This window comes from Streptomyces sp. NPDC052020 (assembly GCF_040680575.1).
Taxonomy (GTDB): Bacteria; Actinomycetota; Actinomycetes; order Streptomycetales; family Streptomycetaceae; genus Streptomyces.
In genome coordinates, this window is the sequence record NZ_JBFAWY010000014.1 from 98,579 (window position 1) to 120,520 (window position 21,942).

24 protein-coding genes are annotated in these 21,942 nt (G+C 73.1%); 6 read left to right on the forward strand and 18 right to left on the reverse strand.

The genetic code is table 11. The features are described from left to right. Positions 1-157: 157 nt before the first annotated feature. Positions 158-1,414, reverse strand: coding sequence for an MFS transporter (locus AB0L74_RS17015; RefSeq protein ID WP_365651931.1), 1,257 nt, complete (start codon positions 1,412-1,414; stop codon positions 158-160). 108 nt (positions 1,415-1,522) lie between these two features. Between AB0L74_RS17015 and AB0L74_RS17020 the strand changes: the two genes are divergently transcribed. Beyond that, on the forward strand, positions 1,523-2,053 hold the full coding sequence (locus tag AB0L74_RS17020) for a winged helix-turn-helix domain-containing protein (RefSeq protein WP_365651934.1): 531 nt from the start codon (positions 1,523-1,525) through the stop codon (positions 2,051-2,053). A 127-nt stretch (positions 2,054-2,180) separates the two neighbouring features. Here the strand turns inward: AB0L74_RS17020 and AB0L74_RS17025 are convergent, their stop codons facing one another. Further along, complete coding sequence (locus AB0L74_RS17025) at positions 2,181-3,344, reverse strand: hypothetical protein (RefSeq protein ID WP_365651937.1); 1,164 nt, start codon at positions 3,342-3,344, stop codon at positions 2,181-2,183. Continuing rightward, positions 3,341-4,282 (reverse strand): 5-dehydro-4-deoxyglucarate dehydratase, encoded by a 942-nt coding sequence (locus tag AB0L74_RS17030; protein WP_365651940.1) that lies wholly within the window; start codon positions 4,280-4,282, stop codon positions 3,341-3,343. The genes AB0L74_RS17025 and AB0L74_RS17030 overlap by 4 nt, the downstream gene beginning before the upstream one ends. A gap of 237 nt (positions 4,283-4,519) precedes the next feature. Here AB0L74_RS17030 and AB0L74_RS17035 point away from each other — a divergent pair, with 237 nt between their 5' ends. Both AB0L74_RS17035 and AB0L74_RS17040 read left to right on the forward strand, forming a co-directional pair. Further along, positions 4,520-5,329 (forward strand): NAD(P)-dependent oxidoreductase, encoded by an 810-nt coding sequence (locus tag AB0L74_RS17035; protein ID WP_365651943.1) that lies wholly within the window; start codon positions 4,520-4,522, stop codon positions 5,327-5,329. A 125-nt stretch (positions 5,330-5,454) separates the two neighbouring features. Then, positions 5,455-6,639 (forward strand): TerD family protein, encoded by a 1,185-nt coding sequence (locus tag AB0L74_RS17040; protein WP_365652189.1) that lies wholly within the window; start codon positions 5,455-5,457, stop codon positions 6,637-6,639. A gap of 102 nt (positions 6,640-6,741) precedes the next feature. On the opposite strand, the gene AB0L74_RS17045 is transcribed toward AB0L74_RS17040, so the two are convergent. The 3 genes from AB0L74_RS17045 to AB0L74_RS17055 form a co-directional block, all read right to left on the reverse strand. Then, the gene (locus AB0L74_RS17045) at positions 6,742-7,320 is read right to left on the reverse strand and encodes a helix-turn-helix domain-containing protein (protein WP_365651946.1); all 579 of its coding nucleotides are present in this window, start codon (positions 7,318-7,320) and stop codon (positions 6,742-6,744) included. Between the two features lie 112 nt (positions 7,321-7,432). Further along, positions 7,433-8,890: an alkaline phosphatase PhoX gene (locus AB0L74_RS17050; protein ID WP_365651949.1), complete on the reverse strand. Its 1,458-nt coding sequence runs from the start codon at positions 8,888-8,890 to the stop codon at positions 7,433-7,435. A 211-nt stretch (positions 8,891-9,101) separates the two neighbouring features. Beyond that, positions 9,102-10,538: a hypothetical protein gene (locus AB0L74_RS17055; RefSeq protein ID WP_365651952.1), complete on the reverse strand. Its 1,437-nt coding sequence runs from the start codon at positions 10,536-10,538 to the stop codon at positions 9,102-9,104. 380 nt (positions 10,539-10,918) lie between these two features. On the opposite strand from AB0L74_RS17055, the gene AB0L74_RS17060 reads away from it, so the two are divergent. Continuing rightward, positions 10,919-12,745, forward strand: coding sequence for an endonuclease/exonuclease/phosphatase family protein (locus AB0L74_RS17060; RefSeq protein WP_365651956.1), 1,827 nt, complete (start codon positions 10,919-10,921; stop codon positions 12,743-12,745). A 19-nt stretch (positions 12,746-12,764) separates the two neighbouring features. Here AB0L74_RS17060 and AB0L74_RS17065 read toward each other — a convergent pair whose 3' ends face one another. From AB0L74_RS17065 to AB0L74_RS17085, 5 genes are all read right to left on the reverse strand, one after another. Beyond that, positions 12,765-13,460, reverse strand: a complete 696-nt coding sequence (locus tag AB0L74_RS17065) for a hypothetical protein (protein WP_365651959.1) — start codon at positions 13,458-13,460, stop codon at positions 12,765-12,767. Between the two features lie 133 nt (positions 13,461-13,593). After that, positions 13,594-14,046 (reverse strand): DUF3618 domain-containing protein, encoded by a 453-nt coding sequence (locus AB0L74_RS17070; protein ID WP_365651962.1) that lies wholly within the window; start codon positions 14,044-14,046, stop codon positions 13,594-13,596. After that, the gene (locus AB0L74_RS17075) at positions 14,043-14,462 is read right to left on the reverse strand and encodes a phage holin family protein (protein WP_365651965.1); all 420 of its coding nucleotides are present in this window, start codon (positions 14,460-14,462) and stop codon (positions 14,043-14,045) included. The genes AB0L74_RS17070 and AB0L74_RS17075 overlap by 4 nt, the downstream gene beginning before the upstream one ends. 54 nt (positions 14,463-14,516) lie before the next feature. Further along, positions 14,517-15,215, reverse strand: a complete 699-nt coding sequence (locus AB0L74_RS17080) for a hypothetical protein (protein WP_365651968.1) — start codon at positions 15,213-15,215, stop codon at positions 14,517-14,519. Then, entirely contained in the window at positions 15,212-15,346 is a 135-nt protein-coding gene (locus tag AB0L74_RS17085; RefSeq protein WP_365651970.1) for a hypothetical protein, read from the reverse strand. The genes AB0L74_RS17080 and AB0L74_RS17085 overlap by 4 nt, the downstream gene beginning before the upstream one ends. Before the next feature lie 199 nt (positions 15,347-15,545). On the opposite strand from AB0L74_RS17085, the gene dapA reads away from it, so the two are divergent. Continuing rightward, positions 15,546-16,448: a 4-hydroxy-tetrahydrodipicolinate synthase gene (dapA, locus tag AB0L74_RS17090; RefSeq protein ID WP_365651973.1), complete on the forward strand. Its 903-nt coding sequence runs from the start codon at positions 15,546-15,548 to the stop codon at positions 16,446-16,448. A 32-nt stretch (positions 16,449-16,480) separates the two neighbouring features. Here dapA and AB0L74_RS17095 read toward each other — a convergent pair whose 3' ends face one another. Beyond that, positions 16,481-16,705 carry a hypothetical protein gene (locus AB0L74_RS17095; RefSeq protein WP_365651976.1) on the reverse strand — a complete coding sequence of 75 codons (225 nt, stop codon included), beginning with the start codon at positions 16,703-16,705 and terminating at the stop codon, positions 16,481-16,483. 143 nt (positions 16,706-16,848) lie between these two features. Then, positions 16,849-17,319 carry a hypothetical protein gene (locus AB0L74_RS17100; protein ID WP_365651978.1) on the reverse strand — a complete coding sequence of 157 codons (471 nt, stop codon included), beginning with the start codon at positions 17,317-17,319 and terminating at the stop codon, positions 16,849-16,851. Positions 17,320-17,843: 524 nt separating this feature from the next. Between AB0L74_RS17100 and AB0L74_RS17105 the strand changes: the two genes are divergently transcribed. Beyond that, positions 17,844-19,001 carry a hypothetical protein gene (locus tag AB0L74_RS17105; protein WP_365651981.1) on the forward strand — a complete coding sequence of 386 codons (1,158 nt, stop codon included), beginning with the start codon at positions 17,844-17,846 and terminating at the stop codon, positions 18,999-19,001. 102 nt (positions 19,002-19,103) lie between these two features. Here AB0L74_RS17105 and dapD read toward each other — a convergent pair whose 3' ends face one another. The 5 genes from dapD to sufU all read right to left on the reverse strand — a co-directional run bounded on the left by dapD (position 19,104) and on the right by sufU (position 21,938). Further along, complete coding sequence (gene dapD / locus AB0L74_RS17110) at positions 19,104-20,093, reverse strand: 2,3,4,5-tetrahydropyridine-2,6-dicarboxylate N-succinyltransferase (protein WP_365651984.1); 990 nt, start codon at positions 20,091-20,093, stop codon at positions 19,104-19,106. A gap of 86 nt (positions 20,094-20,179) precedes the next feature. After that, entirely contained in the window at positions 20,180-20,725 is a 546-nt protein-coding gene (locus tag AB0L74_RS17115; protein ID WP_365651988.1) for a TetR family transcriptional regulator, read from the reverse strand. Then, complete coding sequence (locus AB0L74_RS17120) at positions 20,725-21,045, reverse strand: multidrug efflux SMR transporter (RefSeq protein ID WP_365651991.1); 321 nt, start codon at positions 21,043-21,045, stop codon at positions 20,725-20,727. Before AB0L74_RS17120 ends, AB0L74_RS17115 begins: the two co-directional genes overlap by 1 nt. A 96-nt stretch (positions 21,046-21,141) precedes the next feature. Beyond that, positions 21,142-21,474: a metal-sulfur cluster assembly factor gene (locus tag AB0L74_RS17125; RefSeq protein WP_031117370.1), complete on the reverse strand. Its 333-nt coding sequence runs from the start codon at positions 21,472-21,474 to the stop codon at positions 21,142-21,144. Continuing rightward, a complete protein-coding gene (gene sufU, locus AB0L74_RS17130) occupies positions 21,471-21,938 on the reverse strand; it encodes a Fe-S cluster assembly sulfur transfer protein SufU (protein ID WP_164389667.1) in 468 nt (155 codons plus the stop codon). Before sufU ends, AB0L74_RS17125 begins: the two co-directional genes overlap by 4 nt. Between the last annotated feature and the right edge of the window lie 4 nt (positions 21,939-21,942).

Genomic DNA, 21,942 nt, shown 5'->3' on the forward strand with positions numbered 1-21,942 from the left:
GGGGCGCCAGGTCAGCCCCGGAGTGGAGACCTCGAACGATCGCGGTCGTCCCCGGCGATGCCCGCCGGTCGGCGGGCGTGTACTGCCGGAGAGCCATCACCCGCGGGGAGGAGAGGAGCGTGTGGATCTCCTCGGCCCTTGGGCCGTCCCGCATCGTTCATCCCTTCTTCGCGCCGCCGGCTTCGCGCGGCCGGTGATCCGCGTCCGGCTCGGCGGGCGGGACGGCGCGGGGGCGGCCGGTGACCGCGAGCAGCACAGCCGTCGTCAGACCGAGCACACCGGCGGCGAGGAGCTGAACCCTGTAGTCCAGGGTGGCCACCAGGGCTGTGCCCGCGAGGAGGGCGAGTCCGGTCGGTGCGAACACCAGTGTGTTCGCGGTGGCCGCCACCCGGCCGAGCAGTTCGTCCGGTGTCTCCTTCTGGACCGTGGTCAGGGCGCTGATGAGCGGCCAGGGCAGGCCCAGGCCGATGAGCAGGCTGCCGGCCACCACCACGGGGAGGAAGCCGGTGATCCGGGCCAGTGCCCCGAGGGCGAAGAGTGTGAGCCCGAGCGCTGACAGGACGCGGGCCGGGACGCGGCGCAAGAGCGCCCCGGCCGCCAGACCACCGATGACCGACCCGAGCCCTTGGACCGAGCTGAGAACGCCGGCGAATGCCGCGGGCTGCCGCAGCCCGATGTCGAGGAGCGCGTAGGTCGCCGCGCCGCTGAGGCTTGATGCCGTCATGGCGCAACCGCCTGCGACGACCAGGGCGCGCAGCGTCGTGTGCCGCCACAGGTAGCGGATGCCTTCCGCGGTCTCGGCGGTCCAGTACCGCCGTGGCCGGTGTGCGGGCGCGGCTTCGCGCACGCGGATCATGCTGAAGGCGGCCGCGCCCAGCAGGAAGGACAGCGCGTTCAGCAGGGCGACGGCCGGGCCGCCCAGCACAGTGAACAGGCCCGCGCCGATCAGGGGGCCGAGCAGGCTGGTGCTCTCGATCGCGGCCCGGGACAGGCCGTTGAAGTCCCCGCGTATCTCGCCCGGTATGGCGGAGGCGATCAACGCGGTCTCAGCGGCGTCCATGAGCACGGTTCCCGTGCCCACCATGGTCAGCACGGCGAAGAGCAGCCAGACATCCTCCGGAGAGCGCACGGCGACGGGTGCCGTCATGACAGCGGCCAGCACCAGGCTCGTGGCGATCAGGAGCGTGCGGCGGCGTATCCGGTCCGCCATATTGCCGAGGAACGGTCCCGCGAGGGCCGGTGCCCAGGCGCAGAAACCCACCAGGGCGGCCAGACCGTCCGAACCGGTGAGCTCTTTCACCCAGACCCCGGAGGCGAGAAGCATGGCCGAGTCCCCGAAGCCGGAGACGATCATTCCCGTCAGGTAGATGCGGGCGTTGCGGTCCCGCAGCACCGTGAACAGACCCACGCTCATGCCCGGCCCCCCTTGATGATGTCGCTTCATGGGGTTCGGCACATTACCCCCAACAGATTGGTTGGGGGTAGGGGTGCCGTGGTGACGGCATGCGCTTTACTGGCTGGCGTGACCGACGTAGACCCCGTCCTGAGGGCGCTCGCCCATCCCGTACGGCTGCGGATGCTCACGCTCATGTGGACCGGCCCGATGTCCGCTGCCGAACTCGCTCGTGAGCTGGACATCTCGCATGCCCTGGCCAGCCGGCACCTGCGGCGCCTGGATGCCGTCGGTCTGGTGGAACTGGCCGAGGAACGCATCCGCCGCGGGGGCCGGGAGCGCCGCTACCGGACCGTCCACGGCTCCCCGCTGTCCGACCGCCGCGATGGGGCCCGGATGCTGGCGGCGACCCTGGCACACACCCTTCAGGAGCGTGCCGCGCGCCGGAGTCCAGACGGCGGAGGCGTGACGGTCGACGCGGAACTGTGGGTGGCGCCGGAGGCGTGGGAAGCGGCCAGGGGGCGGCTCGCTGATGTCGCGGCCGAACTCCACGACGCCGCGCGCCCGCCACGCGCGCCCGGAACGATCCCCGTGGGCATGAGCCTGATGGCCTTCCCTCTGCAAGAGGCGCCACATGCCGGTGCCGACCGGGAACCGTAGCGAGCACCATCGTTTACTGGTCTTGTCCGGGAATCGCCCGATTCCCGGACAAGACCAGCACGATCGCCGAGCTCCTGGGCAGAGGGATCAGCAGCTACCGCCGCGGATGGGGCGTCGCGCTGCCGGTTCAGCGCCGGGCGAGCGCGTCCCGTACCGCCGCCAGGTCCCCGTCCGACGCCAGCCCGGCGTGGTACAGCCGCAGCTCTCCGGCGCCGAGCCGCCGGGCCTCGGCCAGGTCGGCCGCGAGCGTGCCGGGGCTGCCGCCCATGCCGGAGACGACGGTGAGGTTGGCGGCGAGGACGGCGTCCGCCCGGCCCTGGCGCGCGAACGGCTCCAGCAGGCCGGAGCCTCCCGTGCAGGGCACCACGACCCCGTCCGCGACGGACAGGATGTGCGCGGGGTCGACGCCGGCGTTGGCGCCGCAGTGGTACGACACCGGGTCGGCGTGCAGCAGCACCTGGAAGCCCTCGGGCGCGGCGGCGCGCACGGCGGCGACAGCCGCCTCCTGGAGGGTGCGGGCGGTACCGTCCCGCCACGCGCGCGTGGCGTTCGCCCGGTCCTCGCCGAGCAGCTTCTCCACTCCGGCCCAGCCCCCGTCCGACGGCGCTCCCCGCCACACCGGCTCCAGCGCGGCGCGTACGGCCGCCGCGAGCTCACCGGCGTCCAGGCCCTGTCCGCCGTAGCCCTCCCGGCAGGCCGGGCAGAAGCACAGCGACATCAGGTACTGCCCGGCGTCGCCGAGGCCGACGCCGCCGGTCTTGTCGTGGGCGTGCAGATGGGCCAGTCCGTACCAGCCGAGGGACTCCAGTTCCGTACCGCGCGCTCCGGGCCGCACCGCCGCCTCGGCGGCCAGGTCGACGAGGTACGCGCGCGTGGCGGGCTGCGCGATGCACGGCGCCCACGGGTAGCGGTCGCCGTAGGCGTTGACGACGGAGGTGTCCGGGTGCTCGGCGCCCAGGCGGGAGCTGTGCGCGAGCACGACCCAGGTGTGGACCTCCAGTCCGGCGCCGGCGAGCGCGGCGGCCGCCTCGCCGTAGGCGTCTCCCGGGGCCCAGGCGCCCGCCTCGTACGGCCGCAGGGCACGTCCCTCCCAGCGGTCGCCGGGGGGGTAGAGCACGGCGGCGTACTCGGCGGTGACGATCCGGTGCCGGGGGTGGCGGGGGGTCAGCGCGCGCGTGGAGTGGTAGGCCGCCGCGAGGGTGGCCTGCTCCACGCCGAGGGAGGCGAGCCGCGCGGGGGCCTCCGGGTCGCCGTTGACGTCCCAGGGGTAGACGAACGCCGAGGCCTTCACCGGTCCTCCTCCAGCAGGGCGTACCCGTGCTTGATCACCTGGGCGAGCTGTTCGACGTGGTCCGCGGCGGGTTCGTGCAGCGGCGGGCGCACCTCCCCCACGTCCAGCCCGCGCAACCGCACCCCGGCCTTGACCAGGGAGACGGCGTAGCCGGGCCCCTGGGCGCGCAGGTCGCAGAAGGGCCCGTAGAAGCCGTCCAGCAGGCGGCGCACGGTGGCGCCGTCGCCGGTGTCCAGCGCCCGGTGGAAGGCGAGGGCGATCTCGGGGGCGAAGCAGAACACGGCGGAGGAGTAGAGCGTGACGCCGAGGGAGCGGTAGGCGAGCTGGGTCTGCTCGGCGGTCGGCAGCCCGTTGAAGTACAGGAAGTCGCCGGGGGCCTCGCCGCGGACGGCGCTGACGATCCGCTGCATCAGACCGAGGTCGCCGAGACCGTCCTTCAGGCCGATGATCCCGTCCGTGCGGGCCAGCGCGGCCACGGTCCCGGGGGTGAACACCGCGTTGTCCCGCTGGTAGACGATGACCGGCAGCGGGGTCGCGGCGGCCACCTCCCGGTAGTGCCGCAGCAGCCCTTCCTGCCCGGCCGCCACGAGGTACGGCGGCATGGCCAGGAGCCCGTCCGCCCCGGCCGACTCGGCCAGGCGCGCATAGCGCACCGCGAGGGCGGTGCCGTATCCGGCGCCCGCGACGACCGGGACCCGGCCCTGCGCGGCCTCGACGGCCGCCCGGACGCACGCCTCGAACTCCTCGGGCGCCAGCGCGTGGAACTCGCCGGTGCCGCAGCAGGCGAAGACGGCCGCGGCCCCGGCCTCGACGCCGCGGCGCACATGGGTGCGGTAGACGTCGAGGTCGACGGCGCCGCCGGGGCCGTACGCCGTGACGGGGAAGAACAGCGGCCCCGTGGGGACGGTGAGCCGGGCGGCGAGAGGGGCTGACGTCACGGGCTCTCCCAATCCATCGCTACGTTTTCTATATGTATGATCTACGTCCATATTTCTGAACGCCGCCACGCTAAGGGCCCACGGCGGGCCGGTCAAGCGCACCGACACCGCGACACGGCAGCCAACTTCCCCCTCCCGTCCACCCCTTGACGCAGCGCACCCCCACTCCTTAGCGTGCCCACGAATATGAACGCCGTACGTCCATGTGTACGGCCGCCGATGCAAGGAGAACCGAGGATGCCCGCTCCCCGCACCGTTCTGCTCACCGGCGCCGCCGGTGGCCTCGGCACCCTGATGCGGGGCCTGCTCCCCGCCTACGGCTACACGCTGCGCCTGTTCGACGTGCGCCCCGTCGAGGGCGAGCCCGACGCCATCATCGCGGACCTCGCCGACCGGGACGCCGTGCGCGAGGCGGTCCGGGGCGTCGACGCGATCATCCACCTGGCGGGCATCTCCCTGGAAGCCCCGTTCGAGAAGATCCTCAAGGCGAACATCGAGGGGACCTACAACGTCTACGAGGCCGCCCGCGAGGAAGGGGTGCGCCGCGTCGTCTTCGCCTCCTCCAACCACGCCGTCGGCTGCACCCCCCGCCCCCAGGGCGACGACCCCCTCATCCCCGTCGACACCCCGCGCCGCCCCGACACCTTCTACGGCCTGTCGAAGTCCTTCGGCGAGGACCTCGCCCAGCTCTACTGGGACAAGCACGGCCTGGAGACCGTCTCGGTGCGCATCGGCTCCTGCTTCCCCGAGCCGACCAGCGTGCGCATGCTCTCCGTCTGGATGAGCCCCGCCGACGGCGCCCGCCTCTTCCACGCCGCCCTGACCGCCGAGAACGTCGGCCACACCGTGGTCTACGGCTCCTCCGCCAACACCCGGCTGTGGTGGGACCTGTCCACCGCGCGGGCCCTCGGCTACGAGCCGCAGGACGACTCCGAGCCGTACGCCGGGAAGCTCGTCGCCGAACAGGGCGAGCTCGACCCGGACGACCCCGCGCACGCCTGCCTGGGCGGCCACTTCGTGACCGACCCGCCGATCTGGCCGTACTGAGCGGGGCCCGTCCCGCCCGGCCGCCCGCCCCGCCCGGTCATCCGCCGCGGGACGGCGGCCCGGCCGAACGAGTCCGGTAAGGGAACGGTAAAACGGACTCATTCGTTACTCATGGCATGACAGCTATGACCCCCGGCTCGAACATCCCCCTCCCCACCGCCCGTGTGACGGTGGACGTCGCCGCCCCGGTGCGGCTCGACGTATCGGGCCTGCTGCTCACCGCCGACGGCAAGGTGCGCTCCGACGACGACTTCATCTTCTACAACCAGCCCGCCGGCCCGGGCGTGACCTACCGCTCCGGCGGCGGCACCGCCCCGGACGCCATCACGATCGACACCGCCGCCCTCCCGCCGGGCATCGAGAAGATCGTCGTCACGGCCAGCCCCGACGCCCCCGGGCAGACCTTCCAGGGCATCGAGCCGACGGCCACCCTCCGCAACGCGGACGACCACTCCGTCCTGGCCACGTTCACGCCGCCGCGCCTCGGCGGCGAGACGGCCCTGGTGGTCGTCGAGATCTATCTGCGCAACGGCCAGTGGAAGGCGCGCGCGGTCGGCCAGGGATACGCCAACGGCCTCGCCGGCATCGCCACCGACTTCGGCGTGACGGTCGAGGAACCGGCCGCCCCCGCCCAGCCGGCCGCCCCGGCCCAGCCTGCGGCGCCCCCGCGGCAGGTCGCCCCGCAGGCGCCGCCCGCCCCGGCCGCCTCCCCCGCGCCCGCCCCCGGCACCGGGAAGATCAACCTGGACAAGGGCCGCGTCAGCCTCCAGAAGAACCAGACCGTCTCCCTCGTCAAGGGCGGCCGCCCCCTGCTCTCGCAGGTCAAGATGGGCCTGGGCTGGGAACCGGCCTACCGCGGCAAGGACATCGACCTGGACGCGTCGGTCATCGCCTACGGCCCGCAGCGCAACCACATCGACAGCTGCTACTTCGGCAAGCTCCAGATCGTGAACGGCGCGATCCGGCACTCCGGCGACAACCTCACGGGCGAGGGCGGCGGCGACGACGAGGTGATCTCCGTCGACCTGGGCCGGCTGCCGCAGGACGTCACCGGTCTGGTCTTCACGGTCAACTCCTTCTCCGGCCAGAAGTTCACGCAGGTCGCCAAGGCGTACTGCCGCCTCCTCGACGCCGCGACCGGCGAGGAACTGGTCCGCTTCGACCTCACCAACGCCGAGCCGCAGACCGGCGTGATGATGGCCAAGCTGATCCGCCAGTTCTCCGGGGAGTGGGAGATGACGGCGATGGGCGACTTCGTGAAGTCCCGCACCGTGCGCGGCATGGTGAAGCCGGCGGCCCAGGCCCTGTAGCGGCGCGCGACCCGGTGGCGCCCCCGCTCCAGGGGGCGCCCGGCGTCCGGCCGCCCCGGCACTCCGCGTCCGCGCCGGGTGCCCGCCGTCAGCGCCCGGCCGTCAGCCGCCGGCCCCCGCCCGCAGCCCCTCCGTCAGCAGCGACAGATACCGGCGGATGGCCCTGCCCTCCCCGTCCGCCAGTTCCGACGCCGTCGCGACGCCGTGGGCCAGCCGCAGCACCTCGACCGGCTCGACGTCCCGCCGCAGGGTCCCCTCCTCCTGGGCCGCCGCGACGAGCCGGGCCGCCGCCGCCCTCACCGCGTCACCGCAGACGGTGGGAACCGGGGAACCGCCGTCCGTGACGGCCGAACCCAGCAGCGCCTTCAGCCCGCGCACCCGGATCATCCCGGCCGCGAGTTCGTTCAGCCACTCCAGCAGCGCCTCGCCGGGCGGCAGTTCGCCCGCGAGCACGGCGGCCCGCGCCGCGATCGCCTCGATCCGGTCCAGGTACGCGGCCTCCAGCAGCGCCCGGCGGGTCGGGAAGTGCCGGTACAGCGTGCCCGAGCCGACCCCCGCCCGCTTGGCGATCTCGTCCAGCGACGCGCTCTCCCCGTGCTCGGCGAAGGCCTCGGCGGCCGCCTTCAGCAATCGTTCGTGATTGCGCCGGGCGTCCGCCCGCATGGGCCTGACCCGCGTCATCCCGCCACTCCTCGCCGACCGGGGCCGCTGCGCGTTCATCGTATCGGGCGGCCGGACCCCGGCGGCGTACGGCGGTTCTCCCCGGCACCCCGGGCGAGCGGCGGACGGGGGCTTACCGCCGCTGCCGCTTCCAGGGGCCCGTGATGGCGAGCAGGATGCCGGGCTTCTGGATGCCGGCGAACAGGGTCTTGCCGTCCGGTGAGAAGGTGACGCCGGCGAACTCGCTGTACTCGGGCTCCTCCTCGGTGCCGATGTTCAGCTCGTTGCGGGCGATGGGGTAGGTGCGGCCGCGGTCGGTGGCGCCGAACAGGTGCTGGGCGCCGTCGCCGTCCTCGGCGACGACCAGGCCGCCGTAGGGCGAGACGGTGATGTTGTCGGGGCCGTCGAGGGCGCCGTCCCGGGAGGGGTCCGGGTCGACGCCGAACAGGACCTTCAGGGTCAGGGTGCGGCGCCTGGGGTCGTAGAACCAGACCTGGCCGTCGTGCGCGGCCCCGGGGCTCTCGGCGCGGGCGAAGGAGGAGACGACGTAGGCGCCGCCGTCACCCCACCACATGCCCTCCAGCTTGCGGGCCCGGGTGACCTGCCCGCCGGTGAACTGCTTGCGGACGGACGTCGTCCGCGCGTCGCGGTCGGGGACGTCGATCCAGTCGACGCCGTAGACGGTGCCGGTCCGCGTGGCGTGGGAGAGGTCGTCGACGAACCGGCCGCCGGAGTCGAAGCACTTGAACGCCTGGAGCCGCCCCGCGTCGTCGGACAGGCCCCGCAGCCGGCCCCGCCCGTGCCGGAAGCCCTCCGGCGGGGTCCAGCGGTACAGCAGGCCGTTGGGGTTCGAGGCGTCCTCGGTGAGGTAGAGGTGGCCGCGCCCGGGGTCGACGACGACGGCCTCGTGGGCGTAGCGGCCCAGGGCCTTGACCGGCTTCGGGTCGCGGTTGGCGCGGCGGTCGGCGGGGTCGACCTCGAAGACGTAGCCGTGGTCCTTGGTCATGCCGTTGGAGCCGGCCTTGTCCTCGGTCTCCTCACAGGTCAGCCAGGTCCCCCACGGGGTGCTGCCGCCCGCGCAGTTGGTGGAGGTGCCGGCGATGCCCACCCATTCGGCGACCCGGCCGCCGGGGCGGACCTCGACGACCGTGCAGCCGCCGGCGGCCGCCGGGTCGTAGACCAGGCCCTCGGCGAGCGGCACGGGGTGGTCCCAGCGGGAGCGGGGGCCGCCCAGTTCGTGGTTGTTGACGAGGAGGGTGGTGCCGCGGGGGCCGTCGAAGGCGGCGGTGCCGTCGTGGTGGGAGGGGGTGGGCTCGCCGGACTCCAGCGTCGTCCGGCCGGCGTGCGTGAGGATCCGGTACGTGAAGCCGGCGGGCAGGGCCAGGATGCCGTCCGGGTCGGGGACCAGCGGCCCGTACCCGGCGCCGCCGTGCCGGTCCGCCGCGTCCGCCGTGTCCTGCCCCACGCGGTAGGTCTCCGTGGACGCCAGCGCGTTGGGGGCGGAGGCGAGGGCGCCGACGCTGCCCGCCAGCGCGATGCCGGCACCGGTGGCCGCGGATCGTCTGGCGAAGTCCCTGCGGGTGAGCGACATGGTGTCTCCTGTGACGGTGGGCGGGCCGTGGAGGGCGGCGGACCTGGCTTCCGCGTCACCGTTCCGCCCGCTCCTGAACGGCGGTTGAACACCACGGGACGGCACCGGGCCCGCTTGCGTGAATCCGCGCGGGACCGCCCGCCGGCTCCCCCGGCTTCCCCGCACGCTCCGCGCCCCGGGCGGGCGGGGAGGCCGGAGGCGCCGCGCCGCGTCATCCCCCGTGCTGGGAACGCGCCTTGAAGGCGGCCTTCCGGGCCTCCTTGGCGATCTTCTTGTCGGGGTGCAGCCGCCCCATCGCCTCCAGTACGTCCGCGGTGGCCGGGTGGCCGACCCGCCAGGCCGTGCTGAAGAAGCCGCTGTGCTGCCGGGCCAGCCCTTCCACCAGGCCCCGCAGTTCCTCGGAGTTGCCCTCGGCGGCGAGCTGGGCGGCGACCGTGTCGATGGTGAGCCAGAAGACCATCGCCTCCGACGGCGCGGGCACGTCCCGGGCGCCGTGCTCGGTGAGCCACACCCGGGCCAGCCCGCCCAGCTCGGCGTCGTCGAGGACCTCCCGCAGGGCGGGCTCCGCGTCGGCGCCGACGAGGGACAGCGCCTGCTGGCAGCGCAGCCGCCGCAGCGGCGCCCCGGGGTCCGAGCCGCGCGCCGCCGCCAGCAACTCGCGCGCGGCGGCGAGGGGTTCCCGGCGGGCGAGCCACTGCTCGGTCTCGGCCTGCGCCGCCGCCGGCCCGAACCCGGCCGTCCCGTCGAGCAGCGCGTCGGCGCCCTTGTCGGCGAGCTCCCCGACCGCGGGCACGTCGAAACCGGCCTCCAGCAGCCGCGTCCGCAGCCCGTACAGGCCGAGCGGAGTCAGCCGCACCAGGCCGTACCGGGTCACGTCCATGTCGTCGCCGGGCGCCGCGGCGTCGTCGGCCGCGTCCCCGGACTCGGTCAGCAGCGCCTCGTCGACCGGCCGGTACTCCACCAGGCCGATCGGCTCCAGCAGCCGGAACTGGTCGTCCAGCCGCACCATCGCGTCGGAGACCTGCTCCAGCACGTCGTTGCTGGGCTCGGCCATGTCGCCGGGCACGAGCACGGAGGCGGCCAGCGCGGGCAGCGGCACGGGGCCCTCGCCGGGGCCGTCCTCGCTGACGGTCAGGAGGTACAGGTTGCCGAGCACCCCGTCGAGGAACTCCGCCTCCGCCTCCGGATCGAAGTCCAGGGACGACAGGTCCACCTCGCCGCCCTCGGCCATCGCGTCGACGACCCCGCCGAGGTCGGGCACGCTCGCGTCGGCGAGGACCGCCTCCAGGGCGCCGAGCCAGACCTGGAGCACGTCGTGGGGCGAGCCGCCGGTGAGCACCGCGAGGTCCGCGCCCGCGGCGACGGTGCCCTTCCCCTCGTCGGTGATCTCCACCAACCCGGTGTCCACGGCGACCCGCCACGCCTCGCTCGCGTACGCCGCGGCGTCGTCCCCGCTCAGTCCGAGCACCTCGGCCGCCGCCGGCAGCTGCTCGTCCACGAGCCCGCCCCCGGCGTCCACCCGGGTGTCCGGCCCGGCCCAGCGGGCCAGCCGGGCAGCCCGGGAGAGCAACGGCGTGGACAGCGCGTCGCGGGCCAGCTCCGCTTCGGCGTGCAACCGCACCGGCGGCAGGGGGGAGCTGTCTGACATCGGCTGTTTCTCCTAGCGCGCCTCGAAGGCCGTACGTCCGTGTCGAGGGCCGTACGGCCGCCTGGGAGGTCCTGCGACCACCTGGAACACCGCACGCCCACCGGGCGACACGGCTCGACCGCTCAGCCTAGACGGGTTTGGCACCATGCCGCCCGGTTCATCTCCCCGTCGGCCGCCGTACATGGCCGAAACCTTGACAACGGGCGCGGCCAGGCAGGAGATTGACGCGCGTAGAAGCCAGGGACACGTGTGCGAGCACGCCGCCCGTCCGCCGCGTACGCGGTGCGAGGCGCGCGCGACCGCCCGCCTCCCCGGCCCCTCACCGTTCCACCTCCGCTCCACCTCGTCCCGGCGCTCCGTCACGTCCCCGGAGGGATCCCTTGCCGACCACGTCGTCCGCGCGGCTGGCCGCGCTCACCGTCGCCGCCGTGTGTTCCGCGGCGTCCACCGTCGTCCTGAGCGCGCCCGCGCACGCCCAGTCGGTGCGCGTCCACGACATCCAGGGCACCACCCGTATATCCCCGTACGCCGGACAGCAGGTCACGGACGTGACCGGAATCGTCACCGGCGTGCGCGCCTACGGTTCCGCCAAGGGCTTCTGGATGCAGGACCCGTCCCCGGACGCCGACCCGGCCACCAGCGAGGGCGTGTTCGTCTTCACCTCCTCCGCCCCGAAGGTCGCCGTCGGCGACGCGGTCACCGTCTCCGGCACGGTGACGGAGTACGTCCCCGGCGGCACCTCCTCCGGGAACCAGTCGCTGACCGAGATCACCCGCCCCAAGGTGACCGTCGTCTCGGGCGGCCACCCGGTCCCGGCCGCCGTGACCGTCGACGCCGCCGCGGTGCCCGGCCGGTACGCGCCCGACGGCGACAGCGCCGCGAACGGCTCGGTCAACGGGCTCCCCCTGCGCCCCGATCGGTACGCCCTGGACCTCTACGAGTCCCTGGAGGGCATGAACGTCGAGGTCGCCGACGTCCGCGTGGTCGGCGCCACCGACCCGTACACCGAGCTGTGGGTGACGGTGAAGCCGGACGAGCACCGCAACCGGCGGGGCGGCACCGTCTACGGCTCGTACGCGGCGCAGAACACCGGCCGGCTCCAGATCCAGTCCCTCGGCCGGGTCGCGGACTTCCCGAAGGCGAACGTGGGCGACACGCTGGCCGGCCCCACCGCCGGCCCGCTGGACTACAACCAGTACGGCGGCTACACCCTGGTCGCCCGCGAGCTCGGCACCCTGGAGAGCGGGGGCCTTCAGCGCGAGACGACGCGGGCGCAGCGGGGCGGTGAGCTGGCGGTGGCGACGTACAACGTCGAGAACCTCGACCCGTCCGACGACACCTTCGCGGCACACGCCGACGCGATCGTGCGCCACCTCGCCTCGCCCGACATCGTGTCCCTGGAGGAGATCCAGGACAACAACGGCGCCACCGACGACGGCACGGTGGCCGCCGACGAGACGGTGGGCCGGCTCATCGACGCGATCGTCGCGGCGGGCGGTCCCCGCTACGACTGGCGCTCCGTCGACCCGGCCGACAAGGCCGACGGAGGCGAGCCGGGCGGCAACATCCGCCAGGTGTTCCTGTTCAACCCCGGGCGGGTCTCCTTCACCGACCGTCCCGGCGGCGACGCGACCACCGCGACCGGGGTGACGAAGGTGCGCGGCAAGGCGGCCCTGACCGTCTCCCCCGGCCGGGTCGACCCGGCGGACCCCGCCTGGGCCAACAGCCGGAAGCCGCTGGCCGGCGAGTTCGCCTTCCGCGGCCGGACGGTGGTCGTGGTCGCCAACCACTTCAACTCCAAGGGCGGCGACCAGGGTCTGACCTCCCAGTACCAGCCGCCGGCGCGGAGCTCGGAGACCCAGCGCCACCTCCAGGCGAAGGCCGTGAACGCCTTCGTCCGGCAGATCCTCGACGTCCAGAAGAACGCGGACGTGGTGGTGCTCGGCGACATCAACGACTTCGAGTTCTCCACGACCACGCGCGTCCTGGAGGGCGACGGCGAGCTGTGGTCGGCGGTCAGGTCGCTGCCGGGGAGCGAGCGCTACTCGTACGTCTACCAGGGCAACAGCCAGGCCCTGGACCAGATCCTGGTCAGCCCGTCGATCCGGCGCGGCGACGGGCTGGAGTACGACAGCGTGCACCTCAACGCCGAGTTCCACGACCAGATCAGCGATCACGACCCGCAGGTGCTGCGGTTCCGTCCCTGACGCGTCCGGAGGGGCGGGTTCAGGAGGGCACGAGGCCGAGGGCGTGGTCGTACCGGCTGCCGGTGAAACCGGTCACGCCCGGGTACGTCCGCACCCGCTCCCACAGCCGCGCCGACGGACCGGCCGGTGCCGCCAGGGCCTCGTCGTAGGCCCGGGCACTCTCCCACTCGGCGTAGTTGAGCACATGGCAGTCGTCGGTGCCGAGGTGGAAGTGGGCGGCGATCAGACCGCCGTGCTGCCCGGGCTCGTCGGCGAGCGCCTTGGCCACCAGGCCGATCCAGTCCGCGCGCCGCTTGGCGGCCGCCGGCTCGAAGCCGATCCGCACCGTCACGATCAGGCCGGGGACGCGGTCGTCGCCTGCGGCGCGCTCGTGGCTGCGGTGGTAGCGGTAGCGGCGGAGCCCCAGCCGCTCGGTGTCCGGCACCGCGGTGTCGATCTCGTCGACGCGCTCCTGCCGGTGGGTCTTGGCGAACGTCTCGTACGCCTGCTCGCTCGCCCACTGCGAGTGGTGCATCAGCGTCGCCCCGTCGTGCCCGGTGTAGACGTGGTAGGCCCGCAGGGCGTCGGCGGGCCAGGGGCGGCGCTCCCAGGCGCGGGCGATCGCCTCGACGGTCCGCCGCTGCCGCTCGGGGGTGCCTACGCGCCAGGTGCTGAAGAGGGGCGCCGCCACGTCCGTGCGGGTCGGATCGGGGTGTGCTGCGGTACGGCGGGTCATGCCGGCCTCCGGGGTGGGTGAGCGAAGGTGGTGTTGCACGCACCGCCCACCCTTCAACCTCCACCTGACTCGAGGTCAAGAGAGGGGCGCGAGGCGGGCCCCTCCCCCGGTGCCGGTCTCAGCGGTGCCGGTCTCAGCGGTGTCCGTTGTGCCGCCTCAGCAGCACGCCCGCCGCGACGGCGGCGCCCGCCGCCGCGCCCGCGAGCAGGACCGGAGCCGGGTGCCGGCGTCCGGCCCGGACCAGGCCGCGGACGGGTCCCGGCACCCCGTGCTCCACGGCGTGCCCCGCCCGGTTCGCCCGTTCCTGCACGGTGTGCCCGGCCTGGGCGGCGCTGCTGCGCAGTTGCACGGTCATCGCACCGGCCCGGTCCCTCAGGTCGGCCGCCCGCGCCTTGGCGCGGCCCTTCACATCGGCCTTGCCCGCGAGTTCCTCGACGGTGTCGCCGAGTTCGTGGCGGGTCTGTTCGATCTGCCGCCGCAGTTCGTCGGGGCCCTTGGCCCCGCCGGCCGGCCGCCCGGCCGGCCCGGTCCCGGCGTCCCCGCTCGCCGGGGTGGCCGGTGCGGTCCGCTCCGTGGGATCCGTCATCGATGCGCCCTTTCCCTGATCTCCTCCACGTCGGCCCTGACGCTGCCGAGGGTCGCCTCGGGTGTGGGGGGTGCGGCCCGGCGGAGCTGGGCGCGGCCGGCCACGGCCAGCAGGCCCGCGGCCGCGAACAGCACCGCCGTCACGATGAGCGCCGCGGCCCAGACGGGCAACGCCAGCGAGAGTGCGGCGGTGGCCGTGCCGGCCAGGGCGAACAGACCCACGTAGGCGACGGCGCCCGCGGCGCCGAGCAGCCCGCCGCCGCGTCCGGCGCGCCGCCCCTTCTCGGCCAGTTCCTCCTTGGCGAGAGCCACTTCCTGGCGTACGAGCCGGGAGAGCTGTTCGGTGGCCTGACCCACGAGGTCGCCCACGGAGTGGTGCTCGTCGCGCACGGGCCTGGTTGCTGTGGTCCCGGTCACGGTGTTCCGCCTCCTCTCGGTTCGGGACACCCGGGTACCCCGCGCCGGCCCCCGCTACCCCTGCCCCGCGCCTCCTGCTCCCCGGGCGCCGAGCCGGGCCAGCTGGGTCTGGAACCAGTCGAGGCGGGCCTGCAACAGCGCCGCCTCGGCGACCAGTTCGGGCACGCCGAATTCCGCGTCCGCCGGCGCCTCCCCCGGCGGACGCCGCCCCGCCGCCCCGCCCCCGGCGACCACCCGCAGCCCGTCCCCGGCCAGCCGGGCGAAGGCGGCGAGCGAGAGGGCGTACCGGCCGCGCAGGCAGCCCGCGCAGGCGGGGGCGAGGGCGCGCCAGCCGGGCCGGCCCCAGCCCGCGTCGGCCAGCGCCACGGCGGCCGTGCCGCACGCGCAGGGCCCGACGGTCGCCGTCCGCACCCGCTGGCGGGCGTAGCGGAAGCCGCGTTCGAAGCGGATGTAGGCGCCCAGGACCGTGACCTCCAGCAGGACGGCCGCGCGGTGCTCGGCCGTGCACAGCAGCGCCTCGGCCGCGGCCCGGTCGTGCACGCAGTGGAAGCCGCAGTCGCAGTGGCGCTGGGGCGGCCGGTGCCGCAGGCCGTAGACGCAGGACGCGTCGGCGCGGACTCCGTACGGCAGGGCGCCGCCCAGGGACACCCCGGTGAAGGCGGCCCGGGTGCCGTCCTGGGAGAGCACCGCGTGGGCGATCTTGTATCCGGTCGGCGGCTCCGCAGGGCGTTCCTCCGGAAGCCGCAGCCTCATCGGGCGGCCGGCACCTCTTCGCGCGCGGCCGGGGCGGGCTCCCGGGCCTCCTCGGGAAGCCGGAGCTCCTCCTCGTGGGCCTCGGGCCGCTCCTCCGCGATCCCCGTGGCGAGTGCCTTGCCGAGCTTCATGACGCCTCCCATGACCCTGACGTGGTGCCGGTGACCGTCCCCGCCATGGTGCCCGAAGACGGCCGCCTTGCCCATAGGCCCCCGCCCCGCCCCGGCGGAACCGGCCACGGCCCCACCCTCAGCACCTGAAGTATTTCTTACGAATACCTCGTAGAAGATTTAAGTAGAGCTACAGCTTCCGCCCGCCGAGACTGCTGCCATGACGACGGACCGCTCCCTGCTCCCGCCCTTCGGCCGCACGCTCTGCGCCATGATCACCCCCTTCACCGAGGACGGCGCCCTCGATCCCGGCGGCGCGGCGCGTCTCGCCGACCACCTGGTGGCCCGCGGCTGCGACGGCCTGGTGCTCTCCGGGACCACGGGCGAGTCGCCCACCACGACCGACGCCGAGAAGGCCACCCTGGTCAGGGCGGTGCGGGAGGCGGTCGGCGACCGGGCCGCGATCGTGGCGGGCGTCGGCACCGCCGACACCCGGCACACGGTGGAACTGGCCCGGGCGGCCGAGAAGGCCGGCGCGGACGGACTGCTGGTGGTGGCGCCCTACTACAGCAGGCCCCCGCAGGACGCGCTGGAGGCTCATTTCCGGCAGGTCGCGGACGCCTCCGGCCTGCCTCTGATGCTCTACGACATCCCGGCCCGCACCGGCACCCGCATCGAGCCCGGCACGGTCCTCCGCCTCGCCGAGCACCCGCGGATCGTGGCGGTCAAGGACTGCTCCCACGACCTGCTCGGCATCCAGAAGGTCCTGTCGCGCACAAAGCTCGCGTACTACGCGGGCTGCGACGAGCACAACCTCGCCCTGTACGCGATCGGCGCCGCGGGCTACGTCAGCACGGTCGCCAACGCCGCCCCGGCCAGGCTCCGGCGCGTCCTCGACGCGTTCGACGCGGGCGACACGGCAGGGGCGGCCCGGCTCCAGCAGCGGGCGACGCCGCTGATCGAGCGGATGATGGCGGCGGGCCTGCCCGGCACGGTCACGGCGAAGGCACTGCTCACCGCGCTGGGCCTGCCCGCGGGCCCGGTCCGTCCGCCCCTGCGCCCCGCCGGCCGGGATGCGGCCGACGGCCTGCTGGCGGCATACGAGGAGCTTCTGGGTTCCTGAGTCTTCGAGCTCCCGACGGCCCCGGAACCGGCTCAGTTCCAGGCGTAGCCGTCACCGAAGAGGAGCGTGTGCTCCAGCACGTCCTCCATGGGGTCGTCGACCTGGCCGATGTTGATCAACGCCACCCGGGGACCGTTGTGCGACGCCGTGTTGGTCTCGTCGGCGTGCGCGGTCCCCGCCGGGAGCCAGCACACCGCGGCCACGGCGCCCGCCCCGGTCAGCCAGCGCCCCACGGTCCTCACCCGCTCGTTCGTCATACCAGGCCCTCGTTTCATCGGTTCGGCGTCTGATCGGACTCTGCGTCCACCCGTTCATCCGCCAAGACCACCGCGAGGTCACGCCGATCATATGTACGCCGGGGGACACACCCGCCCGCGGGGCGCGGCCCTCGCCAAGGGGCTCAGACCGGACACTGACGGGTGCACGTGCTCAGCGGCGCGTCCCTCGGCCAGGCTTCCTCCCCACCGGACAGGTGGTGCACTCCGACGGCGATCAGCCGGGCCACGGTGAGCGGCGGGCAGAGCAGGCCGGGGGACGCCATGGCCACCGACCAGTAGCTTTCCAGCGTCTGCGGACGGAAATCCGTCGCGTGGGCCCGGGGCACTCCTAGGTAGCTCCCCCGACCAAGGCATTCGACGTCCGCCGACCGACGCCAGTCGTCCGCGGCCTGCCGCCAGGTCGTCGGTACGCTCGCGGGTACGAGTGCGTAGTACCGGGGGCCGCGCGGATCGCAGATGACGGGGCCGCCATCGAGGAACTCGTCGAGGAAGTCGTCGATCTCCTCGGCGTCGGCACTGGCGATGACCGCCTGCACCAGGCGGCCTGGAATCCGTACGGCGGAGAACAGCGTCCCCAAGGGCAGCAGGGCCACACCGCGCTCCGTCCATTCCCCCCGTGCCTGGCTGGGGACCGGATGGGCGGACAACAGCCAGCGTTCGGCAGCCAGCCGACGGCCGGCACGGGAACGCAGCGGAGCCCCGGCTCGTACCCGATGTCGTGCAACCACGCGGCGGCGACGAGCAGATCACGGTCTTCCTCGGACACGGCCGGAGCGGCTTCGCGCGCGAGCCGCCACGGCCCGGGTGTGCAGTCAGCGGTTGCGGAGCGGAGCCAGAAGCGACTCGGCCAGTTCGGCCGCGCCTTGGGGCGTATCCAGTCCGGAGGACATACAGCGCACGGTAGCCGAAGCGACCGGACCGCCAACAGCCGGCGCCGGCTGCCGCGCGCAGCGGACAGAGCAGGGAAGCCCTCTGCGGCCGGAGGCGGTCGCACCGTTGGCCCTAGGTGGCGGATATGTGACGTAGACCACTACCCTGACGACTCATGGCTATCATGGGGGACGCAGGGCGATCTGGGTCACATGCATACCGCGGCTTCCGGGCTCTGAAGAGAGTCGTGCATCGGCGCGCGCTCTTGGCCGACATCCGCTACAAGGCCGTCGTCGAGGCCCTTTACCCGGGTCACAAGCGGGACGATCCAACCCCTCCCAACATCGCGCAGGCCGCCAAGCTGTTATGCGATGAGCTGGACCACACGCCGATCCCCGGCGAACGCAGTCGCGGGGTGATCAGGGCAACGACGCGCCTGACCCGGGAGCACGTCACTTACGGCGTCCGCTTTCCCGAGTGGCGCAACGGGATGAACACCACGTTCTTCAAGCGCATGGCGGACTGGGGGCAGCGCGCCGCACAGACGGAAAAAAGCAACGAAGTCTTCGAACTGGCCGGCGTGGAACCGACGTCAGATCGCGCCGTCCTGTTCGGCAAGCGATTCTCCGTCGCAACCTACGGCCTCCTGATCGACTCGCGGGGACCTTCGGATGATGAAGAAGCCCTGCGGATCGAGATGGCGAACGAGATTCTGCACGGCATACCTGACGACGTCCGGATGGGTCGTTATCGACTCCTCCAGGATGGGGTCAACTCCCTGGCAGCGGGTGTGGCCACGTGGGCCACGAGCTACCTGGGATTCAACCAGTCCCTTACGGACGCGGTGCAGTACGGTGGCGCCACCTTCGGTCTGGCAGCCGGTGTGACCGCCGTCCGCCACCTGGGCGTTCAATTCCTCAACGATAAGCAGCAGGAGGCCCGCCGGCAGGCCAGGTACTGGCTGCTCTCACTTCACGCTTGGATGATCGGTTACGTCGTCTGGGGGCGAGACGCGGTCCGCACCGGCGAGTACGAGGGGCTCGACCAATTGGCGTACGTAGCCCGCGCCCTCGCCACCAGAGAGGCACAGATCCGGGAGCTGCCAAGGGACGAGCTGATCCAGGGAGACCTGCAACTCCTGATCGAGAACTCGGAACGGGCCGCTGACGGTGAGCTCACAACGGCCCTCATGAGAATTCAGGGGGTCCTGCGCTGGAGAAGTGAACATCTGGGCTCCGCCATCGGAAATCTCATCGCCATCGTGCAGAACGTCCCCGATATCGCCGATGATTTCCCTTCATCCATCGCACTGAACACCGGAGATCTCGATCCACCGCAACTTCCCTCCGCACGCGCGGCGGAGAACCCTCATCACGACCCGACCGGGGAACCGCCCCGAAACTGAAACGGCGCACCGGAATCCGGGCAAGCGAACGGCCCCTGACCCACTACCCGGGTCAGGGGCCGTTCTTCACGCCCTCGGCACGGAGGCCATGGCCGCCGGTGATCAGTTGTGGCTGTGCAGAACCTCGTTCAGCCCGCCCCACACCGCGTTGTTCGGGCGGGCCTCGACCGCGCCCGTGACCGAGTTGCGGCGGAAGAGGATGTGGGAGGCGCCGGACAGCTCGCGGGCCTTGACGATCTGTCCGTCGGGCATCGTCACGCGGGTGCCGGCGGTGACGTACAGGCCGGCCTCGACCACGCACTCGTCACCCAGCGCGATACCGACGCCCGCCTCGGCGCCGACCAGGCAGCGCTCGCCGATGGAGATGATCACGTTGCCGCCGCCGGACAGGGTGCCCATGGTGGAGGCGCCGCCGCCGATGTCCGAGCCGTCGCCGACGACGACGCCCGCGGAGATACGGCCCTCGACCATGGAGGTGCCGAGCGTGCCCGCGTTGAAGTTGACGAAGCCCTCGTGCATGACGGTGGTGCCCTCGCCGAGGTACGCGCCGAGGCGGACCCGGTCGGCGTCGGCGATCCGCACGCCCTTGGGGGCGACGTAGTCGGTCATGCGCGGGAACTTGTCGATGGAGGTCACCTGGAGGTGCAGCCCCTCGGCACGGGCGTTGAGGCGCACCTTCTCCACCTCGTCGACGGCGACCGGGCCCAGCGAGGTCCAGGCCACGTTGGCGAGGTGGGCGAAGATGCCGTCCAGGTTCTGGCCGTGCGGCTTGACCAGGCGGTGGGAGAGCAGGTGCAGGCGCAGGTAGACGTCGTGCGCGTCGACCGGCTTGTCGTCCAGGGAGGCGATGACCGTGCGGACCGCGACGACCTCGACGCCGCGGCGGGTGTCCGGGCCGATCGCCGCGGTCGCGCCGCCGCCGAGCAGCTGGGCGGCCTGCTCGGCGGAGAGCCGCTCGGTGCCGGACGGGCCGGGCTCGTCGACCAGCTCGGGGGCGGGGAACCAGGTGTCGAGGACGGTGCCGTCGGAGGCGATCGTGGCGAGGCCGGCGGCCACGGCGCCGGTGGTACGGGGAGCAGTCGTGTCGGTCATGAGGGCAACCTAACCGGCCGGGGGCCGAGGAGGCCAACCCGCCCCGCGGCCGTCTCGCGTGCCGGGCGGTACACGCCCCGCCGACGTCAACGACCTGGGGAAACGACCCGCGACAGCGCCTCGCGCGCGTACGCCTCGTCGTAAGGAGCGCCGGTCAGCAGCACCTCCAGGCAGATGCCGTCCATCAGGGCGATCAGGGCCCGCGCCGTGACCGGGTCGGTGCGGCGGGCCAGCCGCTCGGCGACGCCCTCGGCCCACTCGGCGGCGACCGGGCGCAGGGCGGGACGCCGCAGGGCGGCGAGGTAGAGCTCGTACTCCAGCTCGGCGCCGCCGCGGTCGCCGCCCAGCCACTCACCGAGGACGCGGGCCAGCTCCGCCGCCAGGTCGGCCCGGGGGTCCGCGAGGGCGGGGTGTGCGGCGACCACCGTCGCGAACCCCTCCTCGGCCTGGCGCAGCGCCGCCACCAGCAGATCGTCGAGGGAAGCGAAGTGGTACGTCGTGGAGCCGAGCGGCACATCGGCCTCGTCCGCCACGGAGCGGTGGCTGAGCCCGGCGATGCCCTTCTCCCCCACCACCCGGATCGCCGCGTCGATGATCCGCTGCCGCCGTCCGGGGTCGTGGCGGCGGGGCATCAGTGCGCTCCTCCCAGGTTCAGCACCACCACGCCGACGATGATCAGCGCGATGCCGACGGCCTTGGCGAGGGTCATCCCCTCACCGAGGAAGACGATGCCGATAGTGGCGATGGCGGCGGTGCCGACGCCGGACCAGATGGCGTAGGCGGTGCCGATGGAGAGGGTCTTCAGCGTCTGCGCGAGCAGGCCGAAGGAGATCAGATACCCGAGGAGGGTCAGCAGCGACGGCCACAGCCTGCTGAAGCCCTCGCTGTACTTCATGGCGGTGGTCCCGGCGACCTCGGCGGCGATGGCTCCGGCCAGCAGCAGGTATCCCATGTGTACGAGCGTACACAACGGGCCGGGCCCCCACAGCGGAACGGCGGCACCCGTGGGTGCCGCCGTTCCGGTGGGACCGCTCGGTCCCGGGGTGTCTCAGACGTTGAACCCGAGCGCCCGCAGCTGCTCGCGTCCGTCGTCCGTGATCTTGTCGGGGCCCCACGGCGGCATCCAGACCCAGTTGATGCGCAGCTCGTTGACGAGGCCGTCCGTGGCGGACTTGGCCTGGTCCTCGATGACGTCGGTCAGCGGGCAGGCCGCCGAGGTCAGGGTCATGTCGACGGTCGCGATGTTGGCGTCGTCGATGTGGATGCCGTAGATCAGGCCCAGGTTGACGACGTCGATGCCCAGCTCGGGGTCGACGACGTCCATCAGGGCCTCGCGGAGCTCCTCCTCCGAGGCCGGCTTCATCTCCACGGTCTCGCTCATGCCGTCTTCCTTTCGGCGTCGGCGCCGTCCAGCGCCTGGGCCGTCGCGTCCTTCCAGGCCATCCAGCTCAGCAGGGCGCACTTGACCCGGGCCGGGTACTTGGACACCCCGGCGAACGCGACCGCGTCCTCCAGGATGTCCTCCATGGCGTCGTCGGGCTCGATCCGGCCCTTGGACTGCATCAGTTCCAGGAAGGTCTCCTGGATCTTCTGCGCGTCGGCGAGGTCCTTGCCGACGAGGAGTTCGTTCAGCACGGAGGCCGACGCCTGGCTGATGGAGCAGCCCTGGCCCTCGTAGCTGACGTCTGTGATGGTCGTGCCGTCGTACTTCACGCGCAGCGTGATCTCGTCGCCGCACGTGGGGTTCACGTGGTGCACCTCGGCGTCGCCGTCCCGCAGACCACGCCCGTGGGGGTTCTTGTAGTGGTCCAGGATGACGTCCTGGTACATGGAATCCAGCTTCACCTTT

What these genes read in the sequence shown, in the direction of transcription:
- dapD (WP_365651984.1), bottom strand. Translation starts at nt 20,093, where the DNA reads ATGACCGACACGACTGCTCCCCGTACCACCGGCGCCGTGGCCGCCGGC.
- AB0L74_RS17125 (WP_031117370.1), bottom strand. Translation starts at nt 21,474, where the DNA reads ATGAGCGAGACCGTGGAGATGAAGCCGGCCTCGGAGGAGGAGCTCCGC.
- AB0L74_RS17080 (WP_365651968.1), bottom strand. Translation starts at nt 15,215, where the DNA reads ATGAGGCTGCGGCTTCCGGAGGAACGCCCTGCGGAGCCGCCGACCGGA.
- AB0L74_RS17115 (WP_365651988.1), bottom strand. Translation starts at nt 20,725, where the DNA reads ATGCCCCGCCGCCACGACCCCGGACGGCGGCAGCGGATCATCGACGCG.
- AB0L74_RS17050 (WP_365651949.1), bottom strand. Translation starts at nt 8,890, where the DNA reads ATGTCGCTCACCCGCAGGGACTTCGCCAGACGATCCGCGGCCACCGGT.
- AB0L74_RS17015 (WP_365651931.1), bottom strand. Translation starts at nt 1,414, where the DNA reads ATGAGCGTGGGTCTGTTCACGGTGCTGCGGGACCGCAACGCCCGCATC.
- AB0L74_RS17120 (WP_365651991.1), bottom strand. Translation starts at nt 21,045, where the DNA reads ATGGGATACCTGCTGCTGGCCGGAGCCATCGCCGCCGAGGTCGCCGGG.
- AB0L74_RS17055 (WP_365651952.1), bottom strand. Translation starts at nt 10,538, where the DNA reads ATGTCAGACAGCTCCCCCCTGCCGCCGGTGCGGTTGCACGCCGAAGCG.
- AB0L74_RS17070 (WP_365651962.1), bottom strand. Translation starts at nt 14,046, where the DNA reads ATGACGGATCCCACGGAGCGGACCGCACCGGCCACCCCGGCGAGCGGG.
- AB0L74_RS17045 (WP_365651946.1), bottom strand. Translation starts at nt 7,320, where the DNA reads ATGACGCGGGTCAGGCCCATGCGGGCGGACGCCCGGCGCAATCACGAA.
- AB0L74_RS17065 (WP_365651959.1), bottom strand. Translation starts at nt 13,460, where the DNA reads ATGACCCGCCGTACCGCAGCACACCCCGATCCGACCCGCACGGACGTG.
- dapA (WP_365651973.1), top strand. Translation starts at nt 15,546, where the DNA reads ATGACGACGGACCGCTCCCTGCTCCCGCCCTTCGGCCGCACGCTCTGC.
- AB0L74_RS17085 (WP_365651970.1), bottom strand. Translation starts at nt 15,346, where the DNA reads ATGAAGCTCGGCAAGGCACTCGCCACGGGGATCGCGGAGGAGCGGCCC.
- AB0L74_RS17040 (WP_365652189.1), top strand. Translation starts at nt 5,455, where the DNA reads ATGACCCCCGGCTCGAACATCCCCCTCCCCACCGCCCGTGTGACGGTG.
- AB0L74_RS17095 (WP_365651976.1), bottom strand. Translation starts at nt 16,705, where the DNA reads ATGACGAACGAGCGGGTGAGGACCGTGGGGCGCTGGCTGACCGGGGCG.
- AB0L74_RS17035 (WP_365651943.1), top strand. Translation starts at nt 4,520, where the DNA reads ATGCCCGCTCCCCGCACCGTTCTGCTCACCGGCGCCGCCGGTGGCCTC.